Below are 16,301 nucleotides of genomic sequence, written 5' to 3'. Positions count from 1 at the left end.
TGTTGCAGGAGATTTGCTGTAATACCGATCGGGTGATCGGAGTCACACCCTAGTATTCGCGTGCAAGGTCGATCCGGAGGTCCCAAGCTGTCGCGAGCATGAGGGGAGCAGGTCGGTGGCAATCGAAGTCGTATCCGCGTCGATGATGACCAGCGATTTGACCGCACACATCGCCCGCTGCGTCGGTGGTGATCGCTGGGTGGTCTCCTGGCTGCCGGGGCGCACCCTGAGCGGCCAACAGGCGGTGACCGCGATGACCATCGCGTCCACCGTCGCCGACCAGGCGCCCTCCGACGCCGAATGGGCGTTGCTGGACGGGCTCGCCCTGGAACTGGGCCTCACCGCCCGCGAGGCGGTCGGTATGGTCGCCACCGAGAACCATGATCTGCGGCGGCCCGGCCCGCGTCCCCGCTCGCTGGAATAGCCGCCGGAACCGCTTGCCGCGCCGCCGCGTTCGCGCAGGTCCGAGCCTGGCGCAACGGCATCACGCGGATCCCACTACCCTGGTATCTCGAGTGACGTCCCTCGAGATCAGGAGCATCGGTGTTCGAATCCCTTTCCGACCGGTTGGCCGGTGCCCTCAAGGATCTGCGTGGCAAGGGACGCCTGTCGCCGGCGGACATCGACGCGACCGCCCGTGAGATCCGGCTGGCGCTGCTCGAGGCCGACGTGGCGCTGCCCGTGGTGCGCGGCTTCATCGCCAAGATCAAGGAGCGGGCCAAGGGCTCCGAGGTCTCCGCCGCCCTGAATCCGGCGCAGCAGGTCGTCAAGATCGTCAACGAGGAGCTCATCAATATCCTCGGCGGCGAGACCCGGCGGGTGCGGCTGGCCAAGAACCCGCCGACCGTCATCATGCTGGCCGGTCTGCAGGGTGCCGGTAAGACCACCCTCGCGGGCAAGCTCGCCAAATGGCTGAAGGCGCAGGGACATACGCCGCTGCTGGTGGCCTGTGACCTCCAGCGCCCCGGCGCGGTCACCCAGCTGCAGGTGGTCGGCGAGCGGGCCGGGGTGCCGGTCTTCGCGCCGCACCCGGGCACCTCCATCGGCGGCGGCGAGAACCCGCTGGGCGTCTCGGCCTCCGACCCGATCGATGTGGCGCGCGCCGGTATCGAAGAGGCGAAGACCAAGCAGTACGACGTGGTCGTCGTCGACACCGCCGGTCGCCTCGGTATCGACGAGGAGCTCATGCGGCAGGCCGCGGGCATCCGCGACGCCGTCAACCCCGACGAGACCCTGTTCGTCCTCGACGCCATGATCGGTCAGGACGCGGTCGCCACCGCCGAGGCCTTCCGCGACGGCGTCGGCTTCACCGGTGTCGTGCTCACCAAGCTCGACGGTGACGCCCGCGGTGGTGCGGCCCTGTCGGTGCGTGAAATCACCGGCCAGCCCATCCTTTTCGCCTCCACCGGCGAGAAGCTCGAGGACTTCGACGTCTTCCATCCCGACCGCATGGCCAGCCGCATCCTCGGCATGGGCGACCTGCTCACCCTGATCGAGCAGGCCGAACAGGTCTACGACGCCAAGCAGGCCGAGGAGGCCGCCCGCAAGATCGGCTCGGGTGAGCTGACCCTCGAGGACTTCCTCGAGCAGATGCTGGCCATCCGGAAGATGGGCCCGATCGGCAACCTGCTGGGCATGCTGCCCGGCGCGGGGCAGATGAAGGACGTGCTGGCCCAGGTCGACGACAAGCAGCTCGACCGGGTGCAGGCCATCATCCGCGGCATGACCCCCGCCGAGCGCGCCAACCCCAAGATCATCAATGCCTCCCGCCGCCTGCGCATCGCCAATGGCTCGGGCGTCGCGGTCTCCGACGTCAACCAGCTGGTCGACCGGTTCTTCGAGGCCAGGAAGATGATGGGCGCGATGTCCCGGCAGTTCGGCCTGCCGGGTGCGGGCCGGGGCGGCAAGAACACCAGGAAGGGCAAGAAGGGCAAGAAGGGCGGGCGTGGCCCGACTCCGCCGAAGGTGCGAGGCGGCTTCCCCGGCATGCCCGGCCTCCCGGGCGGTATGCCGGCCGGCATGCCCGACCTCTCCGACCTCCCCGCCGGTCTCAACGAGCTGCCGCCGGGTCTGGAAGGTTTCGACCTCTCGAAGCTGAAATTCCCCAAGAACTGATCCGCGCGAACCTGATTCGGCCCCGCCCCACACGGGCGGGGCCGAATTGCGTTTCCGGCCAAGGGCCATCGTGCGTTCCGGGCCCGGGGTGATGCGGGTGGGTGCTCAGTCGTGCGTGGGTCCGAGGGCTCGGGTCACGTATCCGGCCAGGCGGTCGATATAGTCCGCGTCGGCGGGTTCGCGGGTGAGCATGGCACGGAAGTGGATCGGTGCGATGAGCGGTTCCAGGGCCATACGCGCGTCGGTGCCGGGCGGGAGTTCGACCGTGCTCGACGTCTACGCCGACGACGACCACTGCGCCATGGGTCATGCCGTGCAATGGTCGGAATTATCGGTACGGTTCCTGCGTGACCACTTGGTGTCCTCCGACGCGGCAGAACCGGTGATGCGATGACCGAACCCACCCCGCTCCCGCGCCTGCGCCGTACCCTCGACCGCGGCCGGCGGCGCATCCTCCGCCAGATCGACACCGGCGGCGGGTGGACGACGGTCGGCGAATCCGATGGCGGCGCGGCCGATCTCGTGCCCTCGGCCTGGACCGAGGAGTTCGAGCTGGCCCGCTACGAGCGCCTGGAGCTCGCCGACGGGGCCACGGTACTGCCGGTGTGCCCGGTCTCGTTCCGGGACTTCATGCTCTACGAGAAGCATGCCGTGGACGCCGCGCGGGGGATGGCCCGCCGGTTCCTGCCCGCCGGATACCGGCTCGGGCAGGCGTTCGAGACGCTGACCCGTCGGACGTTCCCGGCCTACCGGCCGCACCGGCTCTGGTACGCCCAGCCCATCTACTACCTGTCCAATGCGTTGACCATCGTGCCCTCGGGTGTCCCGATCGCGCCGCCCGCCTACAGTCGCGCACTGGATTTCGAGCTCGAACTCGGGGTGGTGCTGGGCGCTCCGCTGCGCGACGCGTCGCCGGAGCAGGCGCTGGCCGCGATCGCGGCGGTGGTGGTCGTCAACGACTTCTCGGCGCGGGATGTGCAATTGGCGGAAATGCGGTCGGGTTTCGGGCCGCAGAAGTCCAAGCATTTCGTCAGCTCGATGTCCGGGACGGCGGTCGCCGGTGCGGCGGTGGCCGATCGGCTCGATCGGCTCACGGCCACGGTGGCGATCAATGGGGAGACGGTGTCCCGCACCGGGACCGGGGGCATGCGCTTCTCGCTCGGTGAGGCCATCGCGCATGTCTCGCGCTCCGAGCAGCTGTATCCGGGTGAGCTGCTGGCCACCGGCACCCTGCCGGGTGGCAGTGGTATGGAAGTGGGCCGCTGGCTGGCTCCGGGCGACGAGCTGCGCCTGGAGATCGACGGCATCGGCGTCATCGAACATCGAATCCGGCCGTGATCGATCACCGAATCCAACGCTGAGGAGGGGTACGTGAAAATCGACCAGGTTTCCGATTCCGTCTACGTCGTCGCGGGTACGAACGTCAACTGGGCGTTGGTCAGTGACGAGCGCGGTGTGACCGTCGTGGACGCCGGATATCCCGCCGACACCGAGTCGGTGCTGAGTTCGGTGCGCCAGATCGGGCACGAGCTCGGCGATATCGCCGCGGTGCTGCTGACCCATGCGCACCTCGACCACATGGGTGCGATTCCGACCCTGATCGAACGCCTGGGCGTGCCGGTCTACACCGGCGCCGAGGAGGTCCGGCACGCCAAACGTGAGTACCTGCAACAGATCACGCCCGTGGACATGGTGCGGCAGTTGCGGACTCGGCGCGGGGCGGTCTGGGTCGCGCAGACCCTGCGCGCCTGCGTCGGTCACATCGGGATGACCGTGCCGACCGCTCGCACCGCAGACGCCGACACCCTGGCGGCGCTACCCGGCGGTTTCGTCGAGGTGCCGACGCCCGGTCACACCAACGGTCACACGGCGTATCTGATGCCGTCCGAGGGTGTGCTGTTCTCCGGCGACGCCCTGGTCACCGGTCATCCCCTGTTGCTCGAGACCGGACTACAACTTCTCCCGAGCGTGTTCAACCACGATGAGGCGGGGACGCTCGCGAGCGCCCGCGCGCTCTGCACGCTGGAGGCCGGAATTCTGGTTCCCGGGCATGGGCTGCCGGTCCGGCACGACCTGTCGAGCCTGCTGGGTGATTTCGCCCGGCAGTGATCGCCGCGGAGAAGTCAGATCGGCAGGCAGGGGTTGGCCGAGGTGGTGATCATGCCCGGATCCCAATCGACTCCGAACGCGCTCGACCCCGAACTGGTCGCTACGGGGGTGGCGGTGGTGCTCGGATGATCGAGGGAGACGGGCGCCACAGGTGCATACGCACGGCGCCACAGGCGCAGCGGGTGTAGCTGACGATGCCCTCGGAGGTGCGGTGGCGCGAAAGGACTTGGAAGGGTTGGGCTGTGGGCCAGCCGCAGTGGCGACACTGTCGGTCCGATTCGGTCATGGGGCCAGTCTTCGCGGGGGCGGTAGTCTCGATCCATCGAAAGTTTTCGTAGCGAATCGTTCGGAATTGCCACATGATCGATCCTCGGTTGCAGGCCCTGCGGGTACTGCGTGAGCACGGCACGGTGACCGCGGCCGCGGCGGCACTGCATCTGACGCCGTCCACGGTGTCGCAGCAGCTACGTGGCCTGGCCCGGGAGCTGGATGTCGAACTGCTCGAGCAGGTGGGGCGCAGGGTGCGGTTGACGGCCGCGGGGCACGCGCTGCTGCGGCACGCGGATCTGCTTGCGGCACAGGCGGAGAGCGCGCGGGCGGAGCTGGCGGCGCACCGGGCGGGCATCGCGGGGGTGCTGCGGATCAGTGCGATGCCGACCGCCCTCGCGGCCCTGGTGGCGCCGGCCGCCGCCCGGCTACGGGACGCGAATCCGGGGCTGACCGTGGAACTGATCGAGGATGAGAGCGCGCACTGCTTCGAAACCCTGCTGGCCGGGGACAGCGATATCGGGATAGTGCTGCCCGCGCCCGGCAGCCCCGCGTCCGACGACCTGCGGTTCGAGCAGCGTCCGCTGCTGGCCGAGCCGTTGGATCTGCTTGTGCCCGTGGGGCATTCACTCGCCGGGTGCGACAGCGTGGCCCTGACCGAGGCGGCGACCGAGCCGTGGATCACCGGGCGTGCGCGCATCACCCATCACCTGGTGGTGTCGGCCGCCTGCGCCGCGGCCGGGTTCACACCCCGGATCGCTGGGCAGGCGGTCGATTTCCCGGGTGTGGCGGCCATGGTGGCGCACGGATTCGGGGTGAGTCTGGTGCCCCGGCTCGCGTTCCTGCCGCCGGAGCTGGCGGTGGTGCGTGTTCCGCTGCACGACGATCCGGTCCCGGTCCGCCGTCACCTGTCCGCGGTGCGGCGGGGCAGCGCCGGGCATCCGGTGATCGCGGCCGGGCTGGACGCCATTCGCGGGCGTTGCCGGGAGCGCATCGATATCACCGTGCTCGACGACTGATGCGATAGTGGACCCGGATTCGTGTCGAGACATACCGTCCAGGCGAGGAGGTCGGCATGCGGCTGCATTTCCGCGGCGTGGTCCTACCCGATGACGAAGTCCGTGACCTGTGGGTGCGCGACGGCCGGATCTCGGCGGAGCCGATTCCCGACGCCGACACCGTGCAGGCCTCCGGCTGGATCGTGCCCGGCCTGGTCGACGCCCACTGCCATGTCGGTATCAAATACGGCGGCGGACACGAGGATTCGGCGGGTGCGATCGCGCAGGCCGAGGTCGAGCGGGACGCGGGCGCCTTGCTGCTGCGGGATGCGGGCTCGCCCATCGACACCCGTTTCATCGACGACCGTGACGACCTCCCGCGCATCATCCGCGCGGGCCGCCACATCGCCCGCCCCCGGCGCTACATCCGCGAACTCGGCATCGAACTCGACGACGAGCGCGACCTGCCCGAGCTCGTCGCCGAGCAGGCCCGCCGCGGCGACGGGTGGGTCAAGATCATCGGCGACTGGATCGACCGCGCGATCGGCGACCTCGCCCCACTGTGGTCCGACGACATCCTGAAGGCCGCCATCGACGCCGCCCATGGCGAGGGCGCTCGCGTCACCGCCCACGTCTTCGGCGAGGACGCCCTGCCCGGCCTGCTGAACGCCGGCATCGACTGCATCGAGCACGGCACCGGCCTCACCGACGACACCATCGCCCTGATGGCCGCCCACGGCACCGCCCTCGTCCCCACCCTCATCAATATCGACACCTTCCCCGGAATCGCGGACGGCGCAACCAAATTCCCCACCTACGCCGCCCACATGCGCGACCTGCACCGCCGCTCCCGCGTCACTGTCGCCAAGGCCCACGAGGCCGGTGTCCCCATCTACACCGGCACCGACGCCGGCGGCTCCATCCGCCACGGCCGCATCGCCGACGAGATCGCCGCCCTCGCCGGCGCCGGCTTCACCCCCCACAACGCCCTCGGCGCCTCGTCCTGGCACGCCCGCACCTGGCTCGGCCGCCCAGGCATCGAACCCGGCGCCCCCGCCGATTTCGTTGTGTACCAGGAGGACCCACGAGAAAACCTGGCCGCCCTCGCCACCCCCGCCTGGGTGGTATTACGCGGCCGCGTCTACAACCGCCGCGACCCGGTCACCAGCCACCGCTGAACTCCGGCCGCTGAGACGACCCGCCAAGTTCCGCATCACGATCCGGGTGTGCCGCAGCTGCGTGGGCGGTTGGGCGGGTCTGGCGATTCGGCTGCGCATTTAAAGTGAATCGGTCATGCTTCAGACGTTTGTTGTTTCGACTCGATGAGGAGATGACCGTGGGGTCTATCGAAACCCTGGCCATTAGCGTGTTGGCCGGTTTGATCGTGAAGCTGCTGACGTCCGGGAGCTCCGGGCCCGGCCCGGTTCAGCCGTAGGCTCTGCGTGAGACGCAGCCCATCGGGGTCGTACCCGGTGGGCTGTGGTGTTTCCGGGGCCGGGTCGGGGCGATTTCTCCGGGCCGCCGGTGCTCTGGCAGAATGGACGACCGTCCTCATCGAGGACAGTGTCAGCCCGTCTCCGGTTCCGTACCGCGCGGCGGTCACAGCACTTGACGCAAAACCGGGTCCACCTCGTGTGGGCTGCTGAATTGCGACGTGACCAACCATTTGAAAGGCATCAGCTCATGGCTGTTCGTATCAAGCTGACCCGTATGGGCAAGATCCGCAACCCGCAGTACCGCGTCGTCATCGCCGACGCCCGTACTCGTCGTGACGGCCGCGCCATCGAGTCCATCGGCAAGTACCACCCGAAGGAAGAGCCGTCGCTCATCGAGATCGACTCGGAGCGCGCTCAGTACTGGCTGGGTGTCGGCGCGCAGCCGACCGAGCCGGTGAAGCGTCTGCTGGAGATCACCGGCGACTGGCAGAAGTTCAAGGGCCTGCCGGGCGCCGAGGGCACCCTGAAGACCAAGGCCCCGAAGCCGTCCAAGCTGGACCTGTTCAACGCCGCGCTGGCCGCCGCCGAGAACGAGCCGGTCGCCGAGGCCGTCACCCCGAAGAAGAAGGCCGCCAAGAAGGACGAGGCCGCCGAGGCCGCTGAGGCCACCACCGAAGCCGCCGAGTAATGAGTGCCGTTGTCGCCGATGCTGTCGAGCACCTGGTGCGCGGCATCGTCGCCAATCCCGACGACGTCCACGTCGAGCTGATCACCAGCCGTCGGGGCCGGACCGTCGAGGTGCACGTGCACCCGGATGATCTGGGCAAGGTGATCGGTCGCGGCGGTCGTACCGCGACCGCCCTGCGCACCCTGGTCGCCGGGATCGGCGGTAAGGGCATTCGCGTCGACGTGGTCGACACGGATCAGTAGATGGAACTGGTCGTCGGGCGGGTCGCCAAGTCACACGGTGTGCGTGGCGAACTCGTCGTAGAAGTCCGCACCGACGAGCCGGAACTGCGGTTCGCGCCCGGCAGCGTCCTGAAGGGGAAGCTGCCGCGCGCGAAGCAGGCGCAGGAATTCGAAGTGGAGTCGGTCCGGGAGCACTCGGGCCGGCTTCTCCTGCGTCTGGACGGCGTCGCCGACCGCACGGCCGCGGATGCGTTGCGGGGCATGCTGTTCGTGGTGGACTCCGCGGATCTGCCGCCGTCGGAGGATCCGGACGAGTACTACGATCACGAACTCGAGGGCCTGCGCGTCGAGCTCGGCGACGGCACCCAGGTCGGCACCGTCAACGAGGTGCTGCATTCCGCTGCGGGAGAACTGCTTTCGATCAAGGCCGGGGACGCGTTCCCGCCCGCGGGCCGGGAGATCCTGGTGCCGTTCGTGCTCGCCATGGTGCCGACGGTGTCGGTCGCCGACGGCCTGATCGTCATCGACCCGCCCGAGGGCCTGCTGGACCCGGAGTAGCGGCGTGCGAATCGACGTAGTCACGATCTTCCCCGAATACCTCGAGCCGATGCGAGCGGCCTTGCTGGGCAAGGCGATCGACAAGGGTCTGCTCGAGGTGGAGGTGCACGACCTGCGCCGCTGGACCCACGACGTCCACAAGTCGGTGGACGACACCCCGTACGGCGGCGGACCGGGCATGGTCATGAAGCCGACCGTGTGGGGCGACGCCCTCGACGAGGTGTGCCCGGACGACGCGCTCCTGGTGGTGCCGACTCCGGCGGGCGTGCCGTTCACGCAGGAGACCGCGCAACGGTGGTCCGCCGAACAGCACATTGTCTTTGCCTGCGGCCGCTACGAGGGCATCGACCAGCGCGTCTTCGACGATGCCGCGCGCCGGGTGCGCGTCGAAGAGGTCAGCATCGGCGACTACGTGCTCATCGGCGGCGAGGCCGCCGTGCTGGTCATGACCGAGGCGTTCGTCCGGCTGATCCCGGGCGTCCTCGGCAATCAGCAATCCCACGAACAGGATTCGTTCTCCGACGGTCTATTGGAAGGCCCCTCCTACACCCGCCCGGTGTCCTGGCGCGGCCTCGACGTCCCCGAAATCCTGTTGTCCGGCAACCATGCCAAGATCGCCGGGTGGCGGTACGAGCAGTCGCTGCGCCGCACGGCCGAACGCAGGCCCGATCTCCTACCGGATAACCTGGGCCATGCGTGAAGGAGGGTCGATCATGCGTGAAACCAGAGGATTTCTCAGCGCGACGCTGGCCGGGCTGGCCCTGTTCGCCGCGATGTTCGGCGGCGGCAAGGCGGTCGCGGACAATCTCGACGTGCTCTTCCTGAGTCACCTGGGCGACGAGACGGTGGCGTCGCCCGGCTATGAGGACACCGCGGACGGGCAGCGCCTGATCGCCGAGGGCAAGGACATCTGCGCCCACCTGCGCGCGGGCACTCCGGTTGTAGCGACCGACCAGTGGGGATTCGGGGAAAGGCTTGCCCGCGCGGCCGTCTCGGTGTACTGCCCCGAATTCAAGGCGACCCCAAGAGATTTCGGCTGACGGTGAAATTCGGTACGTAACAACTGATTTCGCGAGGATCGGGGTAACTCCCCGGGTACGCCCACACTTGATTCGGCACCCGGCGCAGGCACGCATGCGTCCCGGGTGACGGCTCTCGGCCGGGCGCCGAAGTTTCGGAGAGGCGGGGCAATGACCGAATCCTGTGTGGGCCTTGCACGCACTGTCGGGTGGCGGCGGTAGTGTCTGCGGGCGTGACGACAGCCTCCGAAACCGTCAGCGCAGCATCCGCAGGTGCCGCATCCACGGGTGCAGCGAGCACCGAGAGCACCGTCCGCCTCGCCAGCGTCGGCCGGCGTATCGCCGACGAGCTGGGGGTGCGCGAGGAGCAGGTGCGCTCCGCCGTCGAACTACTGGACGCCGGGTCGACCGTGCCGTTCATCGCCCGCTACCGCAAGGAAGTCACCGGCGGACTCGACGACGCCCAGCTACGCACCCTCGACGAGCGCCTGAGCTACCTGCGTGAACTCGACGAGCGCCGGGGCTCGATCATCGAATCCATCCGTGGCCAGGGCAAATTGGACGAGGCGCTGCACGCGCAGATCATGCTCGCCGACACCAAGGCCCGCCTCGAGGACATCTACCTGCCCTACAAGCCCAAGCGGCGCACCAAGGCGCAGATCGCGCGCGAGGCCGGGCACGAGCCCGTGGCCGACGCGCTGCTGACCGACCCGACCACCGATCCCGCGCAGTACAACGCCGAACAGCTCGACGGCGCGCGGGCCATCCTGGTGGAGCGTTTCGCCGAGGACGCCGACCTGGTCGGTGAACTGCGCGAGCTCATGTGGGAACGCGGGCAGATGAGCTCGACGGTGCGCGCGGGCAAGGAGGAGGCGGGCGCGAAGTTCGCCGACTACTTCGAATTCTCCGAGCCCTTCAGCAAGCTGCCCTCGCACCGCATCCTGGCGCTGCTGCGCGGCGAGAAGGAAGAGGTGCTCAACCTGCACCTCGAATCCGACACCGAGGAGCCCGAGGACGGGCAGCGCTCGATCTACGAGGGCCGCATCGCCATCAAGTTCGGCATCGCCGATCAGGGCCGCGCCGCCGACTCCTGGCTGCTGGACACCGTGCGCTGGGCGTGGCGGACCAAGCTGCAGGTCAGCATGGGCATCGACACCCGAATGCGGTTGCGGCAGTCCGCCGAACGCGATGCCGTCGACGTGTTCGCGGCCAACCTGCGCGACCTGCTGCTCGCGGCGCCCGCCGGCACCCGCTCGACCATGGGCCTGGACCCGGGCTACCGCACCGGTGTGAAGGTCGCCGTCGTGGACGCCACCGGCAAGGTGGTCGCCACCGAGGTCATCTACCCGCACAAGCCGCAGGGGCAGACCGAGAAGTCCCTGGCCGTGCTGGGCGCACTGGTCGCCCGCTTCAATGTCGAGCTCATCGCCATCGGCAACGGCACCGCCTCCCGCGAGACCGACGCCCTTGCCGCCGAACTGATCTCGCGCATCCCCGAGAACAAGCCCACCAAGATCGTGGTCTCGGAGGCGGGCGCGTCGGTGTACTCGGCCTCCGCATACGCCTCGCAGGAACTGCCCGGCATGGACGTGTCGCTGCGCGGCGCGGTCTCCATCGCGCGCCGGCTCCAGGACCCGCTGGCCGAATTGGTGAAGATCGACCCGAAGTCCATCGGCGTCGGCCAGTACCAGCACGACGTCTCCGAAACCCTGCTGGCCCGCTCGCTGGGCGCGGTCGTCGAGGACGCGGTGAACGCCGTCGGCGTCGACGTGAACATCGCCTCGGTCCCGCTGCTGTCCCGGGTCTCGGGTATTTCCAACTCGATCGCGGAAAGCATTGTGGCGCACCGCGATGCCAACGGCCCGTTCCGCAGTCGCGCCGCACTCAAGGATGTCCCGCGCCTGGGCCCCAAGGCGTTCGAACAGTGCGCGGGCTTCCTCCGCATCCGCGAGGGCGACGACCCGCTGGACACCTCCGGCGTGCACCCCGAGGCGTACCCCGTGGTCCGGCGCATCCTCGATGCCAGCGGTAAGGGCGTGAAGGAGATCATCGGCAACACCTCCGCCCTGCGCGCCCTGCGGCCGGCCGACTTCACCGATGAGCGGTTCGGTGTCCCGACCGTCACCGACATCATCGCCGAACTCGAGAAGCCCGGCCGCGACCCTCGCCCCGAATTCAAGACCGCAGAATTCGCCGCGGGGATCGAGAAGGTCGCCGACCTGAAGCCCGGCATGGTGCTCGAGGGCGTCGTCACCAATGTGGCCGCCTTCGGCGCCTTCGTCGACATCGGCGTCCACCAGGACGGCCTGGTCCACGTCTCGGCCATGTCCCACAACTTCGTCAAGGACCCTCGCGAGGTCGTGAAGTCCGGCGACGTCGTGAAGGTCAAGGTGCTCGAGGTCGACGTCCAGCGCCAGCGCATCGGCCTGTCCCTGCGCCTCGACGACGAGCCCGGAAACGCCAAGCCCGACCGCGCCGACCGCGGCCCGCGCAACAACCAGGGTGGCAGCCAGCGCGGCGGCAACCGCGACAACCGGCAGGGCGGCCAGGGCGGCCAGCGCCAGGGCGGACAGCGTCAGGGCGGCGGCAACCGCAATCAGCCCGCCCCCAGCGGTTCGATGGCCGACGCCCTCCGCCGCGCCGGCTTCGGTCGCTGACCAGCCGATTCCGAACCGCCGTCCGGCCGAACCCCACCCGGGTTCGGCCGGACGGCCACTTCGGAACTCGGAGCGATCAGCGCGATGGCGCCGAGGAACCGAGCGCAGCCCGGCCTGATGGGGATGTGCCGGCTAGCTCAGCGGGGAGCCGACCCGGTGCAGGGTGCCGTCGGGGTCGACGTAGCCGAATTCCCTTAGGCCGTAATCGGTGTCGACCGGGGTGGTGAGGCGGCCGGGCAGGCCTGCGGCGGCCCACTCCGCGTGCAGCGCGTCGGCATCGGAGACGTAGAGGTAGACCGCCGCGGCGGTTCGTGTCGAGTCGTGTTCGTCCCACTCGGTGAGGTGCAGGGATACGCGGCCCCGGTCGGCGAAGCCGTAGCGGGCGTCGCCCTCGTAGGCGTGGACGCTGAACCCGAGGCGTCGATAGCGGGCCAGGGCGGCGTCGAGGTCGAGGACCGGGATCACGGGGGCGACGCGCTCGAAGGTGATGTCGTCCGGCATGGAAGCTCCGAAAAATAAAGACGCCGAGGCGGTCCCGGTTCGGGGGCGCCCCGGCGTGCTCGTGGTGGGTTATTCGACGCCGAGGGAGACCTCGGTGGATTTGATGAGGACCTTGACGGGTTTGCCGTCGGCGAGACCCAGGTCGTCGGCGGCGTCACGGGTGATGGAGGAGGTGATCTCGTCACCACCTGCGAGGCGGATGCGCACCACCGCCATGGCCTCGCCGCGGGTGACCTGGGTGACTGTTCCATCGAGTTGGTTTCGTGTACTCAGTCGCATGGTGGTGAGCCTAGTCACCGGCGGTCGTCATTTCGATGGTGGCTGGAAGGTTGCTCAATCACGGCGCGACCGCATGTGATCTTTCCGTGCGGGTCGGCGGCGCGGGTAGCGTGACGGGGGTTGACGTTCGCACGAGGGTTTCGGAGGCGACACGGGCATGCGCGTACATCGGTGGTGGGAAGATGTCGTGGTGGCACACGGCAGATTGCCATTGGCATGCCTGCTTCTCGGGTTCATCGTCGGGTTCCTGCTGATCCGAATCAGCGTGCGGCTCATCCGCAAACAGGTGCGCTGGTGGCCGGGCAATGTGCGGGCCGGGGACGTGCACATCCACCACATGGTGTTCGGGGTGATCCTGGTGCTCGGCGCCGGCGTCGGGTTCGTGACGCTATATCAGAGCAGCGTCGGCGTCACCAGTGCGCTGGCCGCCGTGTTCGGGCTCGGCGCGGCGCTGGTGCTCGACGAATTCGCGCTCATCTACTACCTGCGCGACGTGTACTGGGAGGAGCAGGGCCGCACCTCGGTCGATGCGGTGTTCGTGGCCCTTGCCGTGACCGGGCTGCTGTTGCTCGGCTTCCATCCGCTGTGGTTGCTCGACATCGGCAATATTCGTGATCTCCGGACCGATCAGAATGTGCCCGAGCGGCTGTTCACGATCGGGTTCGCGTTCGGGAATCTGCTGCTGGCGGCCATGGTCATTGCCAAGGGCAAGATTTGGACCGGCCTGTTCGGAATGTTCTTCCCGCCGCTGCTGGTCATCGGCGCGCTGCGGCTGAGCCGCCCGGGCGCACCCTGGGCGCGCTGGCGCTACGCCGCGGGCTCGGGCCTCATGCGGCGTGCGGTGCGGCGCGAGCGCCGCTATCGCCGCCCGGTGATCCGGGCCAAGATCTTCGTGCAGGACCTGCTGGCGGGCAAGCCCGATGCCGCGCACGTGCTCCGCGCCGCCGAGGAGGAGTTGGCCCGGACCGTGGTCCCGGCCCCGCACGCGCCGCCCTCGGCCCACCTGCACCTCATGCACGGGCGCAAGCATGCAGATCGGCCCCTCGAGCCCACGTCCGCGGACCGTCCCCCGGAATCTGTCGATAGCCAATGAGTTGCTGACTATCGGTCGGCGTGCCAGTGTTGAGCCATGGGCTACGTTGTCGGCGACTATCTGCTCGATCGGCTCCGGGAACTCGGTGTCACCGAAATCTTCGGCGTTCCCGGCGATTTCAATCTGCAGTTCCTCGACCATGTCATCGCCCACCCCGACATCCGCTGGATCGGCAGCGCCAACGAGCTGAACGCCGGCTACGCCGCCGACGGCTACGCGCGGCTGCGCGGCATCGGCGCGGTCGTCACCACCTACGGCGTGGGCGAGCTGAGTGCGGTCAACGCCATCGCGGGCAGCTATGCCGAGCATGTGCCCGTGGTGCACGTCGTCGGCGTGCCCGCCAAGGACATCCAGGCCGGTCACCGCGTCATCCACCACACCCTCGGCGACGGCGACTTCCACCACTTCCGCCGCATCGCCGCCGAAGTCACCTGTGCGCAGGCCGATCTCGGCGCGGCCGACGCCTGCCAGGAGATCGACCGGGTGCTGAATTCGGTTCGCGTGCACCGCCGTCCGGGGTATCTCATGCTGGCCACCGATACCGCGCGGGTGGAGGTGTCCCCGCCCGCGACGCCGCTGGCGCCGCCCGCCGACTTCTCGAGTGCGGGCGCGCGGGCAGCCTTCGCGCAGGCGGCACGCGAATTCCTCGGCGGCCGGCGGGTGACGGTCCTCGCGGACATCTTCGTCGACCGGGTCGGAGCGACCGACCGGTTGCGCACCCTGGTCGGCCCGACCCCGGGGCAACCGCACGGACTCCCGCACGCCACCCTGGCCTGGGGTAAGACCGTGGTCGACGAATCCGCCCCGAACTTCCTCGGCGTCTACACCGGCGCGGCCTCCCCGCCGCAGGTACGCGCCGCCGTCGAGGAGGCCGACCGCCTGGTGACCGTCGGGGTCCAGTACACCGACAGCATCACCGCGGGTTTCAGCCACCGCATCGACCCGCACCGCACCATCGATATCGGTCCCGAGCGCACGGTGATCGGGGGAGTCGACGCCTTCGCGCCGCTGTCGCTCACCGCGGCCCTGGAGATCCTCACCGAGCTCGCCCCCGAATTCGCCTCTCCCGCACCGATTCCCGCCCCGGCGGCCGCCGCCCCGGACGCTCCGCCCGCCGTGGACGCGCCGCTCACCCAGGCCGCCCTGTGGCCCCTGGTCGCGGCAGCGCTGGGCAACAACAACATTGTGGTGGCCGACCAGGGCTCGGCCTTCTTCGGCCTGGCCACGCTGCGCATGCCGACCGGCATCACCTTTCTCGGCCAGCCGCTGTGGGGCTCGATCGGCTATGCCCTTCCGGCCGCCCTCGGCGCCGGCATCGCCTGCCCCGACCGTCGCGCGGTCCTCGTCATCGGCGATGGCGCGGCCCAGCTTTCGATCCAGGAGCTGGGCACCTGGATCCGCGAGCAGCTGAACGGCGTGATCATCCTGGTCGACAACGACGGCTATGCCATCGAACGCGCCATCCACGGCCCGGCCGCCCCGTACAACGACATCGCCCCGTGGCGCTGGCCCGAACTCCCGCACGCCTTCGGCGGCGACGCCGAGTCCGTCCTCACCCTCCGCGCGACCACGGCCGGCGAGCTGCAACACTGCCTGAAAGCCGCGACGGACGAGCCGGACCGGCTGGTCTTCCTGCAGGTGATCACCGGCGCCACCGACTACCCGCCGCTGGTCTCGGACATCGCCGCCGCCCTCACCCGCGCGAATACCCGCGCGTAGGGGCCGATTAACTCCGCGATCCCGGAGTCTGGCACAATGCTCAGGTTGCTTTGGGCGCGCTGTGCCCGGGCACCGCCCAAATATCCGGAGCACGAACCGGTAGAGCACCCGCCCCGGGTAGCCGCCAGGTTCCTCTGTTCGCGCGAACTCCAATAAGGACGGACATGAACACCCTCGACTTCGTCGACGCAAGCTCGCTGCGCAGCGACATCCCGGACTTCCGCCCGGGTGACACGGTCAACGTGCACGTGAAGGTTATCGAAGGCAACAAGGAGCGCATCCAGGTCTTCAAGGGCGTCGTCATCCGCCGCCAGAACGGTGGCATCCGCGAGACCTTCACCGTGCGCAAGGTTTCGTTCGGTGTCGGCGTGGAGCGCACCTTCCCGGTGCACAGCCCCAACCTGGACAAGATCGAGGTCGTGACCCGCGGTGACGTGCGTCGCGCCAAGCTGTACTACCTGCGCGATCTGCGCGGCAAGGCCGCCAAGATCAAGGAAAAGCGCTGAAGTAGTCGCAGCTCCCGCTGAGCCCGTGAACGGCTCGGCGCAGGATCGACAGTCGGCTCGCCGACAACGAGTAGCCCGGCACCGCATGGTTCTTCGCGGTGCCGGGCTACTCTGTTCCGGTGGCAGACGAGAGCG

Annotated in this window: 19 protein-coding genes; 16 read left to right on the top strand and 3 right to left on the bottom strand. The window is 68.9% G+C overall.

The genetic code is table 11. The features are described 5' to 3' along the window. Positions 1–115: 115 nt before the first annotated feature. Both ABZV44_RS19085 and ffh read left to right on the top strand, forming a co-directional pair. Positions 116–424: a hypothetical protein gene (locus ABZV44_RS19085; protein WP_354837728.1), complete on the top strand. Its 309-nt coding sequence runs from the start codon at positions 116–118 to the stop codon at positions 422–424. Between the two features lie 119 nt (positions 425–543). Beyond that, positions 544–2,115, top strand: a complete 1,572-nt coding sequence (ffh, locus tag ABZV44_RS19080) for a signal recognition particle protein (protein WP_354837726.1) — start codon at positions 544–546, stop codon at positions 2,113–2,115. A gap of 105 nt (positions 2,116–2,220) precedes the next feature. Here the strand turns inward: ffh and ABZV44_RS19075 are convergent, their stop codons facing one another. Then, positions 2,221–2,349 carry a hypothetical protein gene (locus tag ABZV44_RS19075; protein WP_354837724.1) on the bottom strand — a complete coding sequence of 43 codons (129 nt, stop codon included), beginning with the start codon at positions 2,347–2,349 and terminating at the stop codon, positions 2,221–2,223. A gap of 31 nt (positions 2,350–2,380) precedes the next feature. Between ABZV44_RS19075 and ABZV44_RS19070 the strand changes: the two genes are divergently transcribed. The 11 genes from ABZV44_RS19070 (at position 2,381) to ABZV44_RS19020 (ending at position 12,068) form a co-directional block, all read left to right on the top strand. Continuing rightward, complete coding sequence (locus ABZV44_RS19070) at positions 2,381–2,509, top strand: hypothetical protein (protein ID WP_354837722.1); 129 nt, start codon at positions 2,381–2,383, stop codon at positions 2,507–2,509. Then, entirely contained in the window at positions 2,506–3,453 is a 948-nt protein-coding gene (locus ABZV44_RS19065) for a fumarylacetoacetate hydrolase family protein (protein WP_354837720.1), read from the top strand. The genes ABZV44_RS19070 and ABZV44_RS19065 overlap by 4 nt, the downstream gene beginning before the upstream one ends. 33 nt (positions 3,454–3,486) lie before the next feature. Further along, complete coding sequence (locus ABZV44_RS19060) at positions 3,487–4,224, top strand: MBL fold metallo-hydrolase (protein WP_354837718.1); 738 nt, start codon at positions 3,487–3,489, stop codon at positions 4,222–4,224. A gap of 359 nt (positions 4,225–4,583) precedes the next feature. Then, positions 4,584–5,510: a LysR family transcriptional regulator gene (locus tag ABZV44_RS19055; protein WP_354837716.1), complete on the top strand. Its 927-nt coding sequence runs from the start codon at positions 4,584–4,586 to the stop codon at positions 5,508–5,510. A 56-nt stretch (positions 5,511–5,566) separates the two neighbouring features. Further along, positions 5,567–6,667 carry an amidohydrolase family protein gene (locus ABZV44_RS19050; protein WP_354837714.1) on the top strand — a complete coding sequence of 367 codons (1,101 nt, stop codon included), beginning with the start codon at positions 5,567–5,569 and terminating at the stop codon, positions 6,665–6,667. Between the two features lie 505 nt (positions 6,668–7,172). Beyond that, positions 7,173–7,613: a 30S ribosomal protein S16 gene (gene rpsP, locus ABZV44_RS19045; RefSeq protein WP_354837712.1), complete on the top strand. Its 441-nt coding sequence runs from the start codon at positions 7,173–7,175 to the stop codon at positions 7,611–7,613. Beyond that, positions 7,613–7,855, top strand: a complete 243-nt coding sequence (locus ABZV44_RS19040; protein ID WP_029930032.1) for an RNA-binding protein — start codon at positions 7,613–7,615, stop codon at positions 7,853–7,855. Before rpsP ends, ABZV44_RS19040 begins: the two co-directional genes overlap by 1 nt. Next, complete coding sequence (gene rimM / locus ABZV44_RS19035) at positions 7,856–8,392, top strand: ribosome maturation factor RimM (RefSeq protein ID WP_354837710.1); 537 nt, start codon at positions 7,856–7,858, stop codon at positions 8,390–8,392. It begins immediately after the preceding gene. Positions 8,393–8,396: 4 nt separating this feature from the next. Beyond that, positions 8,397–9,092, top strand: a complete 696-nt coding sequence (gene trmD / locus ABZV44_RS19030) for a tRNA (guanosine(37)-N1)-methyltransferase TrmD (protein ID WP_354837708.1) — start codon at positions 8,397–8,399, stop codon at positions 9,090–9,092. Between the two features lie 13 nt (positions 9,093–9,105). Then, positions 9,106–9,432 (top strand): DUF732 domain-containing protein, encoded by a 327-nt coding sequence (locus tag ABZV44_RS19025; RefSeq protein WP_354837706.1) that lies wholly within the window; start codon positions 9,106–9,108, stop codon positions 9,430–9,432. Positions 9,433–9,749: 317 nt separating this feature from the next. Further along, the gene (locus ABZV44_RS19020; protein WP_354837982.1) at positions 9,750–12,068 is read left to right on the top strand and encodes a Tex family protein; all 2,319 of its coding nucleotides are present in this window, start codon (positions 9,750–9,752) and stop codon (positions 12,066–12,068) included. A gap of 132 nt (positions 12,069–12,200) precedes the next feature. On the opposite strand, the gene ABZV44_RS19015 is transcribed toward ABZV44_RS19020, so the two are convergent. After that, a complete protein-coding gene (locus tag ABZV44_RS19015; RefSeq protein WP_354837980.1) occupies positions 12,201–12,557 on the bottom strand; it encodes a VOC family protein in 357 nt (118 codons plus the stop codon). Positions 12,558–12,638: 81 nt separating this feature from the next. After that, positions 12,639–12,848, bottom strand: coding sequence for a TOBE domain-containing protein (locus tag ABZV44_RS19010; RefSeq protein WP_354837704.1), 210 nt, complete (start codon positions 12,846–12,848; stop codon positions 12,639–12,641). A gap of 157 nt (positions 12,849–13,005) precedes the next feature. Here ABZV44_RS19010 and ABZV44_RS19005 point away from each other — a divergent pair, with 157 nt between their 5' ends. From ABZV44_RS19005 to rplS, 3 genes are all read left to right on the top strand, one after another. Further along, positions 13,006–13,941 carry a hypothetical protein gene (locus ABZV44_RS19005; protein WP_354837702.1) on the top strand — a complete coding sequence of 312 codons (936 nt, stop codon included), beginning with the start codon at positions 13,006–13,008 and terminating at the stop codon, positions 13,939–13,941. Between the two features lie 36 nt (positions 13,942–13,977). Continuing rightward, positions 13,978–15,660, top strand: coding sequence for a thiamine pyrophosphate-binding protein (locus tag ABZV44_RS19000; RefSeq protein ID WP_354837700.1), 1,683 nt, complete (start codon positions 13,978–13,980; stop codon positions 15,658–15,660). Positions 15,661–15,824: 164 nt separating this feature from the next. Beyond that, positions 15,825–16,166, top strand: coding sequence for a 50S ribosomal protein L19 (gene rplS, locus ABZV44_RS18995; protein WP_033086110.1), 342 nt, complete (start codon positions 15,825–15,827; stop codon positions 16,164–16,166). Positions 16,167–16,301: the final 135 nt, after the last annotated feature.

Origin of the sequence: Nocardia sp. NPDC004860 (genome assembly GCF_040609015.1) — a bacterium.
Taxonomy (GTDB): domain Bacteria; phylum Actinomycetota; class Actinomycetes; order Mycobacteriales; family Mycobacteriaceae; genus Nocardia.
This window is presented reverse-complemented; position numbering and strand designations above follow the sequence as displayed.